This window comes from Nocardiopsis sp. NPDC006198, from assembly GCF_040613895.1.
Classification (GTDB): domain Bacteria; phylum Actinomycetota; class Actinomycetes; order Streptosporangiales; family Streptosporangiaceae; genus Nocardiopsis; species Nocardiopsis tropica.
The window spans coordinates 16,140-34,944 of the sequence record NZ_JBEXSY010000074.1 but is presented as its reverse complement, the minus strand read 5'-3'; the positions used below and the strand labels follow the sequence as shown (position 1 = coordinate 34,944).

The 18,805-nt window shown below is 72.3% G+C and carries 1 protein-coding gene (running past one end of the window); it reads left to right on the top strand.

Annotated features, from left to right (window positions below; genetic code table 11):
- Positions 1 to 27 precede the first annotated feature (27 nt).
- Positions 28 to 18,805 carry the 5' portion of a hypothetical protein gene (locus ABZ234_RS29870; RefSeq protein WP_355014238.1) on the top strand. Its footprint extends 14,768 nt past the window's final position, so the window shows 18,778 of its 33,546 coding nt (coding positions 1–18,778); its start codon is at positions 28 to 30; the stop codon falls past the right edge of the window.

Sequence of the window (18,805 nt, the reverse complement as noted above, 5' to 3'; positions counted from 1 at the left end):
GTGCTCTCCGCGGTCTTCTCCGCCGGCATGGACGGGCTCTTCAGCAAACACCTGTCCGATTTGTTCACCAACGGCCTCAAACACCTCAACGACCTCCCCGACCCGCCCCCGCTGGTCCGCACCACACCCGACGGGCCGCCCCCGGCAGGTCCGCCCACCGGACCCCCCGTCCGGGAGACCCCCGACGGACCCCCGCCCGGACCACCCACCGGACCGCCCGACGGCCCCCCTGCCGGGCCGGTCAAGGACGACCCGCCACCGCTCAACCGCGACACCGACACCCCGCCACCCCCCGGCGGCGGCGGTCCCGACGGTCCCCCCGCCAGGCCCAAGGACGACCCGCCCCCCGGACCGGTCAAGGACGACCCCCCGGTCAACCCCGACCGGGGGCCGGACTCCCCCGCGCCCAAGGACACCCCGGGCACCACACCCACGCCCAGGGACACCCCGCCCGCTCCCCCGTCGCTGAACAAGGACCTGGCCGAGGTGTTCGGCCGCCACAACGACGAGTTCCTCACCCCCTACAACCCCGCCAGCCCCATCGGCGCCGGCGCCTTCGACAACGCCACCAAGGCCGCCGCAGCCCGCAACGACTTCGCCGAGGTGTTCGCCCGCAACTTCGGCGAGCACCTCGGCGAGAGCGCAGCGCGCGACCTGGGACGCGACTACGCCGCCACCCTGGCCCGCCACTGGAACGACCCCGACCTGGGCCGGCACCTACGGGACACGATCGGGGACCGCCTGCCCCCGCACATGCGCGACCACCTCGCCGACGTCCCCGTCAACCTGCAAAAACCCCTGGGCGAGTACTTCTCCACCACCGGCGCCTACACCCAACAGGTCGGCGGCAGCATCGGCACCGGAGCACTCGAGGGCTACCTCGGCGAGGGCCTGGGAAGCCTGGCCGACGGACGCGGCTGGGAGGCCTCGGGCTACTCCGCCACCGCCGGCGCCACCCAGGCCGGCATCCAACAGGGCGCCACCGACGGCATCCTGCACGGCCTGGACCTGTTCAGCGACAAAGACAAACCCGACCTGTCCACGCCCGAACCGCCCCGGACCCAGAGCGAGGGCACCGGCAACCGCAACGACAACCCCACCGGCCCCCAGGCCCCCGACCCGTGGACGGGCGGGAACGAGGACCCCGGTCGGGGCGGCGACCACGCCCCCGACCGCGACCACGCCCCCGACCGCGACCGCGGCGGCCAGGGGTCCCCGGAGCAGGACGGTAACGGCGAAGGCCCCCTCCTGGCCCCGCCGGTCGACGACTCGTCCCTGTACGACCGCGACGACCTCTCCGACATCGACGACGTCCCCGACCTGGTCAGCGACACCGACAGCGACACCGACTCCGTGTTCGGCGGCTCCGACTTCGGCGACCCCGACGACCGCGACCAGCCCAACGACGACACCGTCCGCGTCCACCAGGACGAGGACGTGCGCACCCCCTACCCCGACCCCCTCAAGACCCCCGAGAACGCCAAGGACCCCTACGCCACCACCGAGGTCAAACACCCCGGCCTGGGCAACGACCTCTTCCACCCCGGCATGAACGACGGCCCCCTCACCGTCAACTTCCTCAACGCCATCGTCCCCGACAACCCCATGACGGTCCCGCCCCCCGCAGCCGAACAGACCACACCGGAACCGCAGGCGCAGAACCCCGGCACCGAACACGGGGACCGCACCACGCCCCAGGAGCGGAGCGGCCCGGAACAGCACACCCCTGCACCGGTCGTGGCTGCGCCGATCAACCAGGCGGCCCCGACGCCCGCGGGCCAACAGCCCCCCGCCCCCGGTCCGCAGAACCCTGCTTCCGACACCGGCCAGCGCTCCGCGCCCACCGACCGCAACAGCGGTGAACGCTCGCCCCAACGCACCGGTGGCGAAACCCGCACCACGGACCCGTCCGCACAACGCTCGACCCGCGACGGCGACGTTGTGCGCACCTCGACCGAAAGCGCACCGCCCGCTCCAGGGTCCGCGACTACTGGCATCACCACCGACCTGGACGAACCGAACAGCCCGACGGACGCACAGCGAACGAACCCCGACAACGCACCCGCCCCCGAACAGCAGACCTCATCGAGCGATACCCCACAGTCCCCGCCTCCCGCCGCCGAAGACAGCAACAGCGACGGCCAACACGACACCGAGGACACCGGACACAACCCCTCCGACCGCGACGGCGAACAGTCCGACGAGCGCGATGAGGGATCCTCCGGGAACGACGACCGATCCCAGGACCGCGACAAAGACCAGCCCGGTGACGACGGGAACCGCTCCGGCGACGGCGAACGATCGGGCGAGGAAAGCGTCGACCGCTCCGGAGCCGTCGACGATCTCTACCCGGTGGGGGCGGAGCGGTCGGTGCGGTTCACCCCGCCCGATGACGCTGATGACGCCTCCGTGAGCTCGCCTGCCGTGTCGTCCACCGGTCCTGGTGCGGATCGGTCGGTGACCGGTGCCGCGCGGACTCCGGATCCGGATGTCGCCGGTGCTCCGGTGCCCGGGGCCCCGGCCAGCCATCGGTCGGGGGAACCGGCGCCGGTGCGGAATGACCTGCCGGGCTCTGACCGGTGGGGTCAGGAGTCGCAGCCGCAGGTGCGCAAGGTCTCAAGCCTTTTCGCGCAGAACCTGAGGCTGCCGGAGGGTGCGCCGCCGTTGACGGTGGAGGTGAACACCAAACATGGTCCGATGCGTGCTGAGGTGCGGATCGACAATCTCTTCTTCGAGTCCACGACGAGGGAGATCCATGGTGCGGGTGAGGGGGATCCGTCCTCGGTTCGTGATGTGAAGCTGCGGATCCGTGCTCCTCTTCAACAGGGCGTGGACATGCGGGCTCAGGTCGCTGCGTCGATGGCGTTGCCGCCGCTTGTCGCGGCGGTGTTCAACGACAAGTTCGTGTTGCCGCGCAGTGGACAGCAGCTGAACGTGAGCGTCGATATGGTGAGCCCCGGTTCTGAGGGGGTGCACGCCACGCTGGTCTGGTCTCCGGTGCCGCCTGCGGCTGATGGTGTGCCGCCGGATCTGGGGGCGGATGGTGATGGCCGGGGCGTTGGTGAGGTACTGCGTCGGTTGGGGATGCTGGACGGGGATCCGGCGCGGGGTGAGGACCGCCCGTATGTGGCGCGGCGGACGCTGGAGCGGATCGAGACGATGGTGGAGCCACGTCCGGCACGCCGCTGGTCCGACCCTCAGAGTGCCGAACCCGCGCGGGTGCACACCGGCCTGGCGGACCCGTCTGCGTGGGAGGCCGCGCGGGCGTCGGCGCCGGTCCACCAGGTGGGCAGATCCGTGGACGCCGACTTCGCCGAACCCATGGCCGACTCCAGCGCGGCCCGGCCGCTGGACCTCGGCCCCGACGGTGACCCGGTGGGCCTCGACGATGACGGCAACCCCGTCGACCTCGACGCCAACGGTGACCCGGTCGACCCGGCGACGGTGCTGGACAACCCCGACGCCCGACCCGGCGACCCGGAGCGGTTCGTCAAGGCGCAGATGGACCCCCTGTGGGCCACCCGCAGGTTCGAGTGGGCGCGAATCCCGATTCCGGAGGAACACCGCACGGAGGGGGGCCCGACCCATGTCCTGGAGCTCACCTTCCGCCCTCGGATCCGCCGCGACGAGGACACTCTGACGCCAGAGCGGTACGAGGCGTACGTGCGCGCGTACGAGGCCAAGCTGGACGCCATGTGGAACCGGCAGTTCCGGGTCCGCGGGGACGGGACCGTGGTGGGTGCGGACGGCACCCGGATGCACAAACTCGGTGACGACCTGTTCAACACCCTCTTCGGGGAAAAGAGCGTCCCGGACCCGGGCGACATGAAGGTGGCCGATTCCGCATCGGGTGCCGAGCCGCCCCCGCCCGGGAGCGGGGACCAGCTGCACGTCCGCCTCCTCTTGGCAGACGACTCCACCCCCGCTGCCCAGGTCCATCATGAGATCGACCTGCACGCCCGGCCGGGGGACAGAATCATGGGCACCGATCACTGGAACGCGGCGTTCCCGGTGGAATCGGGTGTCCATGAGACCGCGCACCTGCTGGGGCTGCTCGATGAGTACTTCCAGCCGGGAACGGTTTTCCGGGGGAGCAGGGACGCCGATGCGGTGCGTCCCAGCGACGATGACCACGGCTACGGCCTCATGGGCAACGCATGGGCGAAGCGCGGCGCCGACGGGCAGTTGTACGCACGCCGCGACCCCGTTGTCCTGAGCGGGTACCTCGACACGATCGCCTCGGTCGTGGAGCACGGCACGTCCGACTACACGCCGCCGCCACGGGCCGCCGAACTGTCCGACGAGGTGAAGTCGGACATCGTCCAGATCCTCGCGCCCGGTCTGGACGCGTCAGACCCGCGGCGGGCCGCCGTCTTCGACCGGTTCGCCCTGGCCACGGACCAACTGATCCGGGGGTGGGACGGTGAGCGGATCGCGGACCAGCTCATCTCTCCCGAGGACGCCGCGGCGCGGGGCGCCGACTCCGGCGCTGACACCCGCGCGGCCCGAGCCCGTGCCGCCTTCGACGCCCAGGTCGACCGCTGGCGGGCCGACGGTCGGCTGGCGCGGGCGCTGGATCTCGTCGACCGGAGCGGGGTGCGCGTGCCCGCCTCCGCCATGACCGATGCGCTGCCCGACCCCGTTCGGGGCGAGCTCCAAGACGTGCTGACCAAGTCCGATGAGTCGGCCTACGTCGACACGCTGGCCGTCTTCGCCGCTGGGCGCGACCACGCCGCGGGCCGCGGGCCGATCGACGACATTCCCGCCGTTCAGGGGCGTCCTCCCATCACCGCCGGGGACGTACGAACGCAGATCGACCAGTGGCGTTCCAACGGCGATCTGGTCGAAGCGCTCGGCGTGCTCGCCGACAACGGCCTGGAGGTGACGGGCGGCGAGTGGATCGGAGCCCTGCCCGACGAAGCGCTGCGAGATGTCGCCCACCACTTGCTCTCCGGGCTGCAACCGGTCTCCGCAGACCCGGGCCTGGATCGGGCGGGGCTGGAGCGTGTGGCCCTGGATGTGTTCGGCGTCGGGTTCGACCAGATGGTGCACCGCTCACCGGCGCGGGACCTCACCGTCACCGTTCCGGACGGCCGACAGGTCCCGGTGTCCGCGATGGAGGTGTACAACCAGCTCAAGGCGTGGCGGAAGCAGGGGACGCTGGCCGATGTGCTGCGCGTTCTGCGTGACTCCGACGTCCCCGTTCCCGACGATGTCCTCGCCCGGGCTTCTGGCAGGCGGGCTGGGCAGCGGGCGGTTCCGGTGGGGGCGGGGCGGCCGGTGCGGTTCACCCCGCCCGATGACGCTGATGACGCCTCCGTGAGCTCGCCTGCCGTGTCGTCCACCGGTCCTGGTGCGGATCGGTCGGTGACCGGTGCCGCGCGGACTCCGGATCCGGATGTCGCCGGTGCTCCGGTGCCCGGGGCCCCGGTCAACCATCGGTCGGGGGAACCGACGCCGGTGCGGAATGACCTGCCGGGCTCTGACCGGTCGGGGCAGGAGTCGCAGCCGCCTCCTCCGCCCGGAAAGGGCCGGGGCGGCCACGACATCGAGGCCTTCCCCATGACCGAGAGCACAGGCCGGCCGGGGAACCCCTCTCCGCAGGTCGCGTCGGGGAGGATGGCAGAGGCCATCCGCCTCGGAGAGCTGGCCTCGGCCGGCATCAAGGACGCGATCAGCGGCTACCAGCGCGCCCAGGACCTGGTCGCCCAGACCCGCGAGGCCGAGAGCCAGGGCCGCCCCGACGCCGCCGACCTGCGCGCACAGGCCTACCAGGCCCAGCGCGAGGCCAACGAGGCCTACCGCACCTACGACCACCTCGCCCAGATGCAGGCCGACCTGCTGCGCCCCGACGGCCCGACCACCGTCATGGCCGCCCTGGAGACCACCGGCGGCCCGAGCCGCGACCCCGGCCCCGTCCCCCTCGGCGGAACCAGCAGGGACATCCCCCTCGGCCCCCTCGACACCGACTCCCCCCTCACGCGCGACGGCGACCCGTCCGACAACCGCGACACCACCGGGACCGACGACAACCGGGCCCCGGACCGGAGCGCCCAGGAGGGCCCGCCTCCGCCCCCGCCCCTCACCTACGGCGGCGACTTCGTTCCGGACCGCAGCGGCCAGAGCTACGACCTGGGCTATCTGACCACGTCCACCCTCCTCGGACCGCACATGCTCTTCACCGAGCACCTTCCCGGGTTCGTCAACGACGTCCTGAGCGGTACGCCGGACATGCCCGCCCCCGCACGACAGGGGATCGTGGACGGCGTGGTCGACATCCTCAACAGGGAGGGGCCCCGGCCCTTCCTCCGCGAGGGCGGACACACCGTCAGCACCACCCACGACGGGCGGACGTGGAGCGCCGACATCGACCTGCGCCCCGAGGACGGCGAGTTCTACCACGTCGGCACCGAGAACCTGAGCGGCGGCGGGGACTCCAGGTTCCTGAGGCTCCACGACGCCGGCCCCGGGGTGGACTCCGGCGACGGCGGGTCACGCGGCGCGGGCAAGACCGTCGGCACCAAGTTCACGATGAGCCCCCTGTACGTAGCGAGCGCAGGCGGCAACGACATCGGGCCGATCGCGGCCATCGGCGGGCGCGGCGGCATGAAGGTCCGGGGCACCTCCGGGTCGGCCTCGACCAGCGCCAACGCCGCCAGCGGGATCGAACTGCTCGGCGCCCCGAACCTCTACGTCGGCGACCTGCACATGAAGGCCTCCGTCACCGGCCCCGGCCTCACCTCCCCTCGTGTCCAGGAGGGGACCGCGTACAACGGGCTGACCATGAACCTGCCCGGGGAGGTGGTCTCCTCCGACGCACCCCGGCACATCGTGCCCGACAACGGACCGGCGGACGCGAACGGGAACCGTCCACCGGTGAACCGGCCGCTCATCGGCACCGGCCACCCGCTGGAGATCACCCGCTTCTCCCCGGTTCCCCCGGCATCCGGTGACGGATCCGACGGGGACACCGCGGGCACCACCGGCGGGACCGACCGCGGCGGTGAAGGCGACCGCGACGACAGCACCACGACGGACGGCGGCGGCCGTCCGGGGAAGGGCACCCTCGGCACCTGGCTCGCCGACCACTTCCTGGGGACCCCTCCCACGGGCGGACGGGGCGGCGGCCGCGCCCCCTCCCGACAGGAACGGCGTGACAACCAGTACCGCGAGGCCATCGAGTCCACCTTCGACAACGACCGGGTGCAGCAGTACCTGCCGCAGATGGTCAACAGTTCCGCGCACATCCGGATCGAGATCCCCGGCAGCCGTCCGCGCATCATGCAGATGTGGTCGGTCTCGACCGAGTACAACCGCAAGGACTTCGCCCCCGGCCTGGCCGACTTCGTGCACAGCAACACCGCGGTCAAGAGCGACTCCTCCAGCGTGAAGCACTCCACCGTGGCCTCCGGCTCGATCGGCGGCGGCTTCGGCATCTGGATCGACCTGCCCAACGGCAGGAGCATCCGGATCGACGTGCCCTTCGTGGAGTACTCGGCGACGTTCGAGAAGAGCACCGGAACCACCCTGAACACCTCGGGGACCAGCAGCCACGTCGTGCACGCCCCCTCCGGCCACGCGGCCTACGACGTCAAGCGCGACTTCTACGTCCACATCCAGGGCGAGTCGCAGCCGCACCGCTTCGAGGCCGACACCGTCGAGATGCTCACGGTCGAGGACGCCCGCCTGCTCAACGGCGAACCGTCCAAGGCCCCGACCTCGACCGACGGACCGGCCGCGCCGCCCCGGCCCCCGTTCCCGAACCTCGCGGTGGACCACCCCACGGACCTGAGCGGGGCCACCGTACGCGGGTTCGGCCACGCTCCCCCGACCCCTCCGGCGGACGACACCGCGACGACGGGAACAACAGGCGACACCGACGCCACGAACACGGCGGACACCACCGGGAACGACGACGCCGACGGTGACACGCAGGCGCCCCCCTCACCGCGGCGTCCGTTCTACGACGACCTGGCGTACAACGTGCTCAGCGCCATCTCCGAGAAGCGCCCCGGCATGGTCATCCCGGACCTGGCGCGGACCGACAAGGACTACGCCGTCCGCCCCAGCCGCATGGACCCGGAAGGACCGCTCCGCAGCTTCCGCGAGCGCTGGGGCCTGCGCCGCAACGTGGACGTGGCCCGGGACAACACGCTCAAGGTCATCAAGGCGCTCTCCGAGTCCGGCCTCAAGAGCGGCGCGTCCGACCTGCCCGGCAACGGCATCCCGGTGCGCCTCAAGGAATCCGCCGTGATCGACCCGACGATGCTCCGGCGGGACAAGGGGTCCCGTCCCGACGCCGTGACCGTGCGCGTCTACGGCGACTTCGACCGCCTGGTGCACCAGTTCGACACGACCTCCAGCGGCGGCGCCCGGTTCGCGGGCTCGGCCGGCATCACGACCACGAAGGGGTCGAGCGTCAACCACTCGCTCGGCCTCAACGTGGGCGCGAGCGTGCGCACCGACGAAGGCGCCGACGCGCGCGGCGTCCCCAGGGTCCTGGGAAACCCCTCGGGTTCGCTGAACACCTCCCTGAGCACGGGCAAGGGCTCCAGCCAGGGCCTCTCCCACAGTTCCGAGGAGACGGTCCTGTTCAGCGGGGACTCCGACGTGTGGACGTCCCGCACCCGCTTCACCGCGCGGCTGTTCGAGCACGACGACATCGGCATGGCGCGCGACGACCGGCCCCAGCGCGAACACGGCATCCCGCTCCTGGGGAAGGGGATGGACGCCGAGACCGTCCTCCTCACGCCCAAGATGCCCCCGATGGCCACGGACTCCCCGGCCACCGTGTCCGACCCGGCGGGCACGACCCGCGACGGCGACACCGCCACCTCCTCCGACGGTCAGGAGACGCGGAACACCCCCGCGACCGCCGCGGACACCCGCGGTGAGGACTCCACACGGACGGACACCTCCGGGGACACGGAGCCCGACACGACCGGCGGCCGGCAGCCGCTCACGCCCGAGCAGGCACGGGACATGATCCGCCGGAACTTCGTCCCGCAGACCACCCCCGGCGGTACGCCGGGCGGTGACCGGGGCGGCCGCTGGACCGTCATCCGGGACGGGGCCGTCCACACCTGGGGACGTCTGTTCGGCGAGAGCGCCCAGGTCGTCACCCCTCCCCCGAACACCACCGCGCCCTCCGCGGGCACCGTGACGACCACCGTCGCCGACGGCAACCGGGCGGTGGTCCTCTCCCCGCCGCCTTCCCCCGGCACCACCGCGGGAACCAACGACAACCAGGCCGTCGTCCTCTCCCCGCCGCCTCCCTCCGGCACCACCGCGGACACCACCTCCGGCACGACGCCGCAGACCGTTCCGGCGGGCGGCGACCGGAACGGGGACGGCGCCCCTGACAGTGGGCCCCAGCAGGGACCGCCGACCCTGAACCAGACCCGCGCCCAGGCGATCCGCGGCATCGGCGGCACCTTCGAGCGCGTCAACACCCACTTCGACACCGGCAGCCGGGGCATGCGCGGGCTGCTGGAGGAGACGTTCCGGACCTTCTCCGAGCCCCGCGGCGGCCTCTACGACGGATTCCGGCTCAAGCTCGACTCCTTCCTCTCCCAGTCGTCCGGAGGCGGCCGACAGTTCGAGAACCACCTGTCGGCGGAGGAACTCGCCACGAGCAAGAGCGCCACCACGCCGTCGGGCTCCCGTATCCGCCAGGAGATGAGCGGCGGTTTCCGGTCACCGCACGACGTCCGCGCCACCGTCGCCACCAAGGTCGAGATCGACACCGTCACCGACTTCCGCCCCGTCGACGCCCAGATGCGGTGGAACGGCGGCACCGAGGTGTCCGTGTCCACCAACTCCTCCCTGACCGGCAGCGTCGGCCTCAAGTTCGGGGGAAGCGGGGGCCGCAACCCGAACCCCCACCCCTCCGACGACTCCCTGCCCACCGAGGCCGTCCGACCGATCCCGCTGGTCGGCCCCTCCATCGCCCGCACGTTCTTCTCGCGCGGCACGTCGAACACCCAGGCGACCGCGTTCACGTCGTCCGTGCTATTCATCCCGAACATCACCAAGGCGTACGCCTTCCGCGCCTCCGGCCACCTCACCCAGGCGATCGAGTTCGCGAAGAACTGGAGCATCGGGCCTCCCCTGAGCTGGAACACCCGGTTCCACGGGTGGACCGTTCCCGTCAAGGACCTGCTCTCGGGCTACGTGCACTCCCGCGACGCGCAGCAGGCCGACCTGGTCATGGACAAGGCGACCCGCGACGGCGACAGGGTGGACCTGAGTCCGCAGCCCAACCCGAAGAAGCCCGACAACGCACAGGTGCGCCCCGGGTTCGAGGGCAGCGGCAGGCAGGTCCAGCCCGCCGACCCCGGGGCCGCCATCCAGAACCTGGTGAACGACCTCGCCTCGAACGGGCTGGAGCTGACGGCCGGCGGCCGGGAGCTCCTCCTGCAGAAACTGACCACGCACCTGGGCCAGAACCCCGACTCCACCGTCCCGGTGCCGGTCAAGGTCCGCGCGCTGGGGCCGGAGCCCGGGCCGGACTCGGGGCCGCGACCCATGCGCTCGGCCTCCCCGGGCAAGGTCTACGTGAACCTGACCAGGGACCCGGAACGCACCGACGTCTCGTACGTCGGCCAGTCCGGCTACTACATCGAGTCGCACACGTGGAAGGCGACCGACACGGACGCCCAGAACCGGGGGACCGGAACGACGGTGGGCGCGGACGGCGTGCTCCTGCAGCCCCTCCCCTACGCCCAGGACGACCAGGGGTCGGACGGGCAGCCGGACCACCGCCCGCTGTTCGCCTCCCCCGCCGGAGCGGTGTCCTCGTCCACGCGCGACGGGAACTCCACCGGGGAGTCCCAGGACGACGCCCACACCGTCGAACTGCACATGGACACCCCGTACGCGAAGGTCCGCGCGGACACGACCCTGACCCTCACCCTCGAACTCGGCGAGCCCAAGGGCGGGGAGAACGGCAACCCCCCGCGTACGACCTACACGGGCACCGCGGACAGCGGGCGTGTCGAGACGATGTACCCGTTCGCGTACATGACCTTCGACCCCCCGGAGGCGCCCACCACGACCACCGCCGCGGAGGGGGACACGCGGGGAACCGGCGCCGACACGCTGTCGCCGCCGCCCGCCCCGACCGTCACCACGTCCACGGACGGCACCGGATCCACCGGAACGGCGCCGGCCGACCGGGACGCGCCCCCGGCCCCGGAGGGCGGCGACACCACCGGCGACCGGACGCGAACCGACACGCCCGGGAACGACCGGACCGCCGACGGCGACACCGCGCAGCGGTCCCCGGCCCCGATCTACGCGTCCGTGGCCGACGCTTTGCGTGCGTGGACCGGTGACGCGGGCCCCCGGCCGGGCACCGACACCGCCATCACCAAGCCCGCCATGGTGCAGGACGGCGGGCAGGCGCTGCGCGACAAGGCCAACGTCGTCATCGCGCAGACCCTCGGCTGGAAGCCGCCCCCCGGCACCCCCGAGGGCGGGCAGCCCACCCGCGACACGGCGAACGCGGCGCGTGCCTACCTCGCGGACGCCTACGGCCAGGACCCGGTGTACAACGAGATCGACCACAGCCTCAGCGAGAGCGCCGTCAAGGCGGTGTACCCGTCGGCCTCGCACAACGCCGAGGGGGTGGAGTTCACGGACATCGGCCGCACCGAGTGGGGCGCCAAGGTCGTGCCGAGCAGCCGCGGGGCGAAGATCCTGGACGCGCTGCCGGGCAGCCAGCTCAGCGACTCCCGCGTCCACCCCCGGTCGAACAGCGCCGGCGACTCCCACGGCGGGGGCCGGGGCCGGGGCGGGGAGTTCCGCCCCGCCGGGCTGAGCACCGCGGCGGAGGGCATCCCCTACGACGGGCACGAGGGCACCTACACCGGCGCGCCGGGTGTGAACACCAGCTCGTCCCACGGGGCGGAATCGGGCTCCAACCAGGCGGTCAAGGGCTACCAGGAGTCCGACAAGCTCCGCCAGGGGCCCGTCTACCTCATCGAGTACGACGCCACCTGGGCGTTCGGCGCGGGCAGCAAGCTCAAGGCGCCCGCCGCCTTCCACCCGAACGACCCGAGCCTTCCGTCGACCCCGCTCCACAAGCGGCCCACCCGGTGGGGCGTGGACGACGTCACGGTCAGGATGGCCGGCTGGTACTCGGAGTCCGACGCGATCGCGCTGGGTTTCCTCACGCCGGACCAGGCGAAGGACATGGCTCCGGTCATGGACCGGCTCAACAACGCCCGCAAGGAGTTCAGCGAGGCGGAGGCCGCGTACGCCGACACCCGGGCCCCGCTGGAGGGCCTGGCCGAGGAGTACGCCGCCGACCCGGACGACCGGAGCGCCGAGGAGGCCTACAACGCGCAGGAGGACAAGTACAACGAGGCGCTGTCCGATTTCAACGATCAGATCGACGCCCTGATCGAGACCGTGAACAACACGCGCACCACCCTGGAGGAGGCCGGGCAGGGGACGGACTCCGGGACCGCTCCCCCCGTGCGCACGGTGGGCGGCGGCGGAGGCGAGGGGACGACCCGCGCACCGGCCCCCGACGACACGACCACCGGGGAACCCCGGCCGACCGTCACGGTGACCCCGCCGGCCCCGGAGCCCACGGGCCCGGGCGAGGGCCTGGCCGACCGCTTCCTGTCGGAGCTGAACCTCCGTGCGCCGGAGTCGGACACCCCCGCGCCGGACTCCGACGGCTTCCGGAACCCCGAGGACGGCCGGGAGCAGAACACCGGCACCGTGGACGCGCGGGTCCAGCGCGCCTCCGAAGCCGCGGACACCGCGGTCCAGGAGGCCCGTGACGCACGCGATGCCGCGAACGACCTCTCCACGGCCCTGGACCGCGGCACGGCCGACCTCCGGAACGGCATCCGCCTCCTCACGGGCTCCGACGGCGAAGCACCCGCCTCCGGGACCGGAGGACGCGCCCCCGCGCCCGCAGCCGACGGCACCTCCGCCCCGGGGGCGATACGACAGGCACAGGACGCGCGGGCGGCTGCGGATACCGCCCACGACAACGCCACCGCCGCCGGCAACGACATCACCGCCACCCGGAACAACGCCACCCGGACGACGCCCGAGCCCGATCGCGGCGCCTTCATCGAGCGGGTCGGGACGGCCACCTCCGACGCGGAGGACGCGGGCACCGCCGCGACCGAGGCACATGACACCGCCGACGGGCACGAGGACACCGTCGCCGAGATCGGAACGGACCTCGACGCGACCCCGCCGCGCTACCGGGCGCTCAGCACCGCCGTGGACGGCCTGTCCGGGCAGGACCGGGCCGCCGGCGGGGACCGGGCCGCCCAGGACGTGCGCGACCAGGCCGACGACCTGATCTCCGACCTGGAGGCGATCGCCGATCGCGCCGACACCGCGCGGGCGGAGGCGGAGAGCACCGCGACGGAGGCCGCCGCCGCGCAGGCGGACGCCGACGCCGCGAAGGCTGCGGCCGACCGGATGGCCGCGGACGCCGAGACCCTGCGGACCTGGGCCGAGGGGGTCCGCAACGAGGCCTCGACCCACCGTGACAGCGCGGACCGGGCGGCCCGGGACGCGCGGAACGCCGGGGAGGCGGCACAGGGGGCCGCCGACGCAGCCAGGGACGCCCGTGCGGCGGCGGACGCGGCGAGGGCCAGGGCCGACGAGGTGCGGACGGACGCCGCGGACGCGGCCGGGGACGCCGCCCGGGCCGAGGCCCACGCCCTCTCCGCACGCACCGCGGCGGACCTCGCGGCCCAGGCCGCCGCGAACGCCTCCCGCCCCTCCCCCGGAGGGCAGACGGCGCCGGGCACGACCGGCAGGACCGATCCGACCGGCGGCGAGGGGTCGAGCAGCACCGACCCCCGGGGCACGACGAACCCGCCGAACACGACCGACGGCTCCCGGGGGACCACGGGCCCGCGGGCGGACGCGGCGCGCCAGGCCGCGGAGGACGCTCGGGCCAGGGCCCAGGAAGCCCGGCGGACCGCCCGCGAGGCGACCGCGCTGGCGCAGCGGACCGCAGAGGACGCGAGGCGACTGGCCCAGCGGGCCGACCGTCTGGGCGCCCGGGCGGACGACGCCGCGCAGGCGGCAACCGACGCCGCCACGCGGGCGGAGGAGGCGCTGGAGACCGCCCAGGAGGTCCGGGACACCGCCGACGCGACCGTGGAGACCGCCGGCAGCGTCGCCGCCGACGCCCGTCGCGCGCACCAGGAAGCGCAGGAGGCCGCCCAGAAGGCGGAGGCCGCGTCCGCGCGTGCCGCCGAGGCCGCGGAGACCGCTCAAGAGGCCCGCGACGACGCCGAGAAGATCGCCGACAGCGCCCGGAAGCGCATCGAGAGCGTCCGGAACCTCCTGGAGAGGATTCCGGCGGCCAGGACTCCGGGGAGGACCTCCTCCGAGGGCGACGGCGGCGACCGCTCCGACGGCGGCGACCGGGGCGGCAGCGGCAACAGCCGGTCCGGGGACAGGCGCGGCACCGGGGGCGGGGGCAGGGGCCGCGGAACGGACGGGGACGGCGGAAGCTCCTCGCGCGGAAAGGGCCGGGGCGGCCACGACATCATCGCCTTCCCCATGACCGAGGTCCCGAACCGACCGGGGAACCCCTCCCCGCAGGCCGCGTCGGACAGGATGGCCGACGCCGTCCGCCTCGGAAAACTGGCCTCGGCGAGCATCAAGGACGCCATCAGCGGCTACCAGCGCGCCCAGGACCTGGTCGCCCAGACCCGCGAGGCCGAGAGCCAGGGCCGACCCGACGCCGCCGACCTACGCGCCCAGGCCTTCGAGGCCCAGCGCCAGGCCAACGACGCCTACCGCACCTACGACTTCTTCGCGCAGATGCAGGCCGACCTGCTGCGCCCCGACGGCCCGACCACCGTCATGGCCGCCCTGGAGACCACCGGCGAGTCGAGCCGCGACCCCGGACCCGTCCCCCTCGACGGGGACGACGGGGACATCAGGCTCGTCCCCCTCGACACCGACTCCCCCGTCCACCAGGAGGAGACCCCTCCGGAGGGCGCACCGCCGGAGGGATCCCCGCCGCAGCAGCCCTCGGCCCCCACCTACACCGGTGCCTTCGCCCCGGACCGTGACAAGGCGTTCGACCTGGGCTACCTGACCACGTCCAACCTCCTCGGTCCGAACATGCTCTTCGCCGAGCACCTGCACGGGTTCGTCGACGACGTCCTGAGCAGTACACCGAACATGCCCGACATCGCACGAAAGCAGATCGTGGACGGCGTGGCCGCCGTCCTCACGAAGGAGGGGCCGCGCCCCTTCCTGCGCGAGGGCGGGCACACCGTCAGCGCCACCCACGACGGGCAGACGTGGAGCGCCGACATCGACCTGCGCTCCCTCGACGGCGATTTCTACCACTTCAAGACCGAGTCCCTGAGCGGCGGGGACTCCACGCACCTGAGGCTCCACAGCGCCGGACCCGGGGTGTCCTCCAGCGAGGCCGGTTCCCAGGACGGGGGCGGGACCGTCGGCGCCAAGTTCACGGGGAGCCCCATCTACCTGGCCAACGTCAGCGGCAGCGACGCGGGGCCGATCTTCTCCATCGGCACACGCGGCGGCTTCCAGCTCCGGAGCACCGGCGGCTCGGCAGCGGTCAGCGCCAATTCCGGTACCGGCGTCGAACTGCTCGGCACCCCGAACGTCTACGTCAGCGACCTGCGCATGAAGGCGTCCGTCACCGGGCCCGGCCTCACCGCGCCGCGCGTGCGGGAGGGGACCGCGTACGACGGGCTGATCATGAACCTGCCGGGCGAGGCGGTCTCCTCCGACGGCCCCCGTCAGATCACGCCCGACAACGGAAGTCCGGACGCGAACGGGCACCACAAGCCGGTGAACCGCCCGTTCATCGGCGCCGGCCACCCGCTGGAGATCACCCGCTTCTCCCCGGTCCCACCGGCATCCGACAGCGGAACCGGTGGGACCACCACCTCCGGCGACCGCGGTGACAGCACCGGCACCGCGACGACGGGAGGCGGCGGCCGACAGGGGCAGAACAGCCTCGGCGCCTGGCTGGCCGACCACCTCCTCCCCCGGCCCAAGGGGAACCGGGGCGACGGCCGCGCCCCCTCCAGCAAGGAGAAGCGCAACGACGATCACCGCGCGCAGATCGCGGCCGTCTTCTCCAACGACCAGGTGCAGCAGTACCTGCCGCAGATAGTCAACGGTTCCGCGCACATCAGGATCGACATCCCCGGGAGCCCTTCCCGGCGCATGCAGATGTGGTCGGTGTCGACCCGGTACGACCGCAAGGACTTCTCCCCCGCTCTGGTCGACTTCGTGCACAGCAACACCAAGGTCAAGAGCACCTCCTCCACCGTCCAGCACTCCAACACGGTGTCCGGTTCGATCGGCACCGGTTTCGGCATCTGGCTCGAACTGCCGGACGGCAAGAGCATCCGGCTCGAAGCCCCCGCCGTGGAGTACTCGATGGCGCTCAAGAAGAGCACGGGGACCGTCCAGAACACCTCGGCGACGGTCAGCGATATCGTGCGCGACCCCTCCGGCCACGCGGCCTACGACGTGAAACGCGACTTCTACGTCCACATCGAGGGCGAGCCGCGACCGCACCGCTTCGAGGGCGACTCCGTCGAACTGCTCACCGTCGAGGACGCCCGCCTGCTCAACGGCGAACTCCCCAAGGCCCAGCCCGCGACCAGGCCCAGGCCCCCGTTCCCGCACCTCGACGTGGACCACCCCACGAACCTGTTCGGGACCACCGTGCTCGGGTTCGGCCAGGCCTCCCCACCCGCTCCGGCGGACAACGCCGGAACCACGGACACGACGGACACCACCGGGAACGACGGCACCGACGGCACCACCAAGACGTTCGACTCACCGGAGAGCTCGTTCTACGACGCCATGGCGCACGAAGTTCTCAAGGCCATCGCCGACAAGCACCCCGGAATGGTCATCCCGGATCTGACGCGGACCACGAAGAACTACGCCCTCCGCCCCAAAAACATGGAGTCTGACGCGGTCCGCACCTACCGCGAGCGCTGGCTGGGAAAGCGCGACGTGAACGTGGCGAAGGCGAACACCGACAAGGTCTGGGCCGCGCTCTCCGAGTCCAGTCTCAAGAGCAGCAAGTTCGACCTGCCCCACGACGGCATCCCGGTCCGCCTCGAGGAAACCGCCGTGATCGACTTGAAGACGGTCCGCGCGGACAGGGGCCTGCGCCCCGGCCACGTGATCCTGCGCATCTACGGCGAATACGGAAAATTTGAACACCAGTTCGAGACTTCCCGCAGTGGCGGTGTCCGGATCGGGGGCTCGTCCGGCACCACCGTCACGAAGGGGACGAACCTCAGCCACTCGGTGACCGTGACCGTCGGCGGCAGCGTGCGCGACGACGCCAACGGCGACGCACGCGGCGTCCCAGGGACGCTGGGGAACCCGATGGTCTCGCTGTTCACCTCCCTGGGCTTCGGCAGGGAATTCGCCCAGGGCCTCTCCCGCAGCATCGAGAACACGGTCCTGTTCACCGGGGACTCCGACGTGTGGACGTCCCGCACCCGCTTCACCGCACGGCTGTTCGAGAACGACGACCTCGGAATGACCGGCGACGGCAAGTCCCAGCACGAACACGGGACAGCGCTCCTGGAGAAGGGGATGGACACGCAGATGGTCCTCCTCACCCCCAAGACGTCCCCGCCGGCCTCGGACCCCACACGGACGGACACCGGCACGGACCCCGGTTGGCGAAAACTCCCGACCGAGGAGGTGAAGAAGGCAGTCACCCTGAGGCACACCGCGCCTCCTGCGGGCACTACCGCTGTCACGGGCACCGACCAGCCCGCCGCCCTCACCTCGCCGCCTCCCCCCGGCGGCGCCACGAACACCGCCACCGGCACGACGCCGGACACCGCTCCCCCCGGGGGCCAGCGGGACGGGAACGACTCCCCGAACGACCGGCCGCAGAACCCGCCGCCGACCCTGGGACAGCTCCGCGCCCAGGCGCTCCCCCACGCCGGTGCCGTCTACGGGCACATCAGCACCCATGTCAGCACCGGGGACCGGACTTCCGGGGTGCTGGATCAGCTGTACCGGACCCTCCACGACAACGGATTCGCGCGCAAGGGCGTGTCCTTCCTCTCCCGGGCGCCCGGGAACGGTCAGCGGATCGAGCAGTCCCTGTCGTCGGAGGTGCTCGCCGCGGACAGGAGCACGTTCAGCCAGTCCGGCTCCCGGTCCCGCTACGAGATGAGCAGCCGCCTCTGGTCACCGCACAAAGTCCGGATGACCGACATCGTCAGGGTCGACCTCAACGACGTCAACGGCTTCCGCTCCGTCGAAGCCCAGATGCGGTACGGCGCCGGGAGCGAGTCGTTCCTGTCCGCCACCTCCTCCCGGACAGCGGACCTCGGAATCAAGTTCGGCGGGAGCGGGACCCGCAACCCGAACCCGCCCGGCTCCGACGACTCCCTGCCGAACGAGGCCGTCAAACCGATCCCGGTGTTCGGAACCTCCTTCTCCCGCTCGTTCTTCTCCCACAGCACCTCGCACGCCCAGTCGACCACGTTCTCGTCGTCGGTGCTGTTCATCCCGGACAACACCAAGGCGTACGTCTTCCACTCCTCCGGCGACCTCACCCTCCTCACCGAGTTCCAGAAGAACTGGAGCATCGGCCCGACCCTGGACTGGAAGACCACGTTCGAGGGATGGACCCGCTCGGACACGGATCTGGCCCAGGGCTTCGTGCACTCCCGCGACGCCCAAGAAGAAGAGATGGTCCGGGACCGGGCGACCCGCGACGGCGACAGAGTGGACCTGAGCACCCACGACAACCCGGAGAAGCCCGCGCACGCGCGGGTGC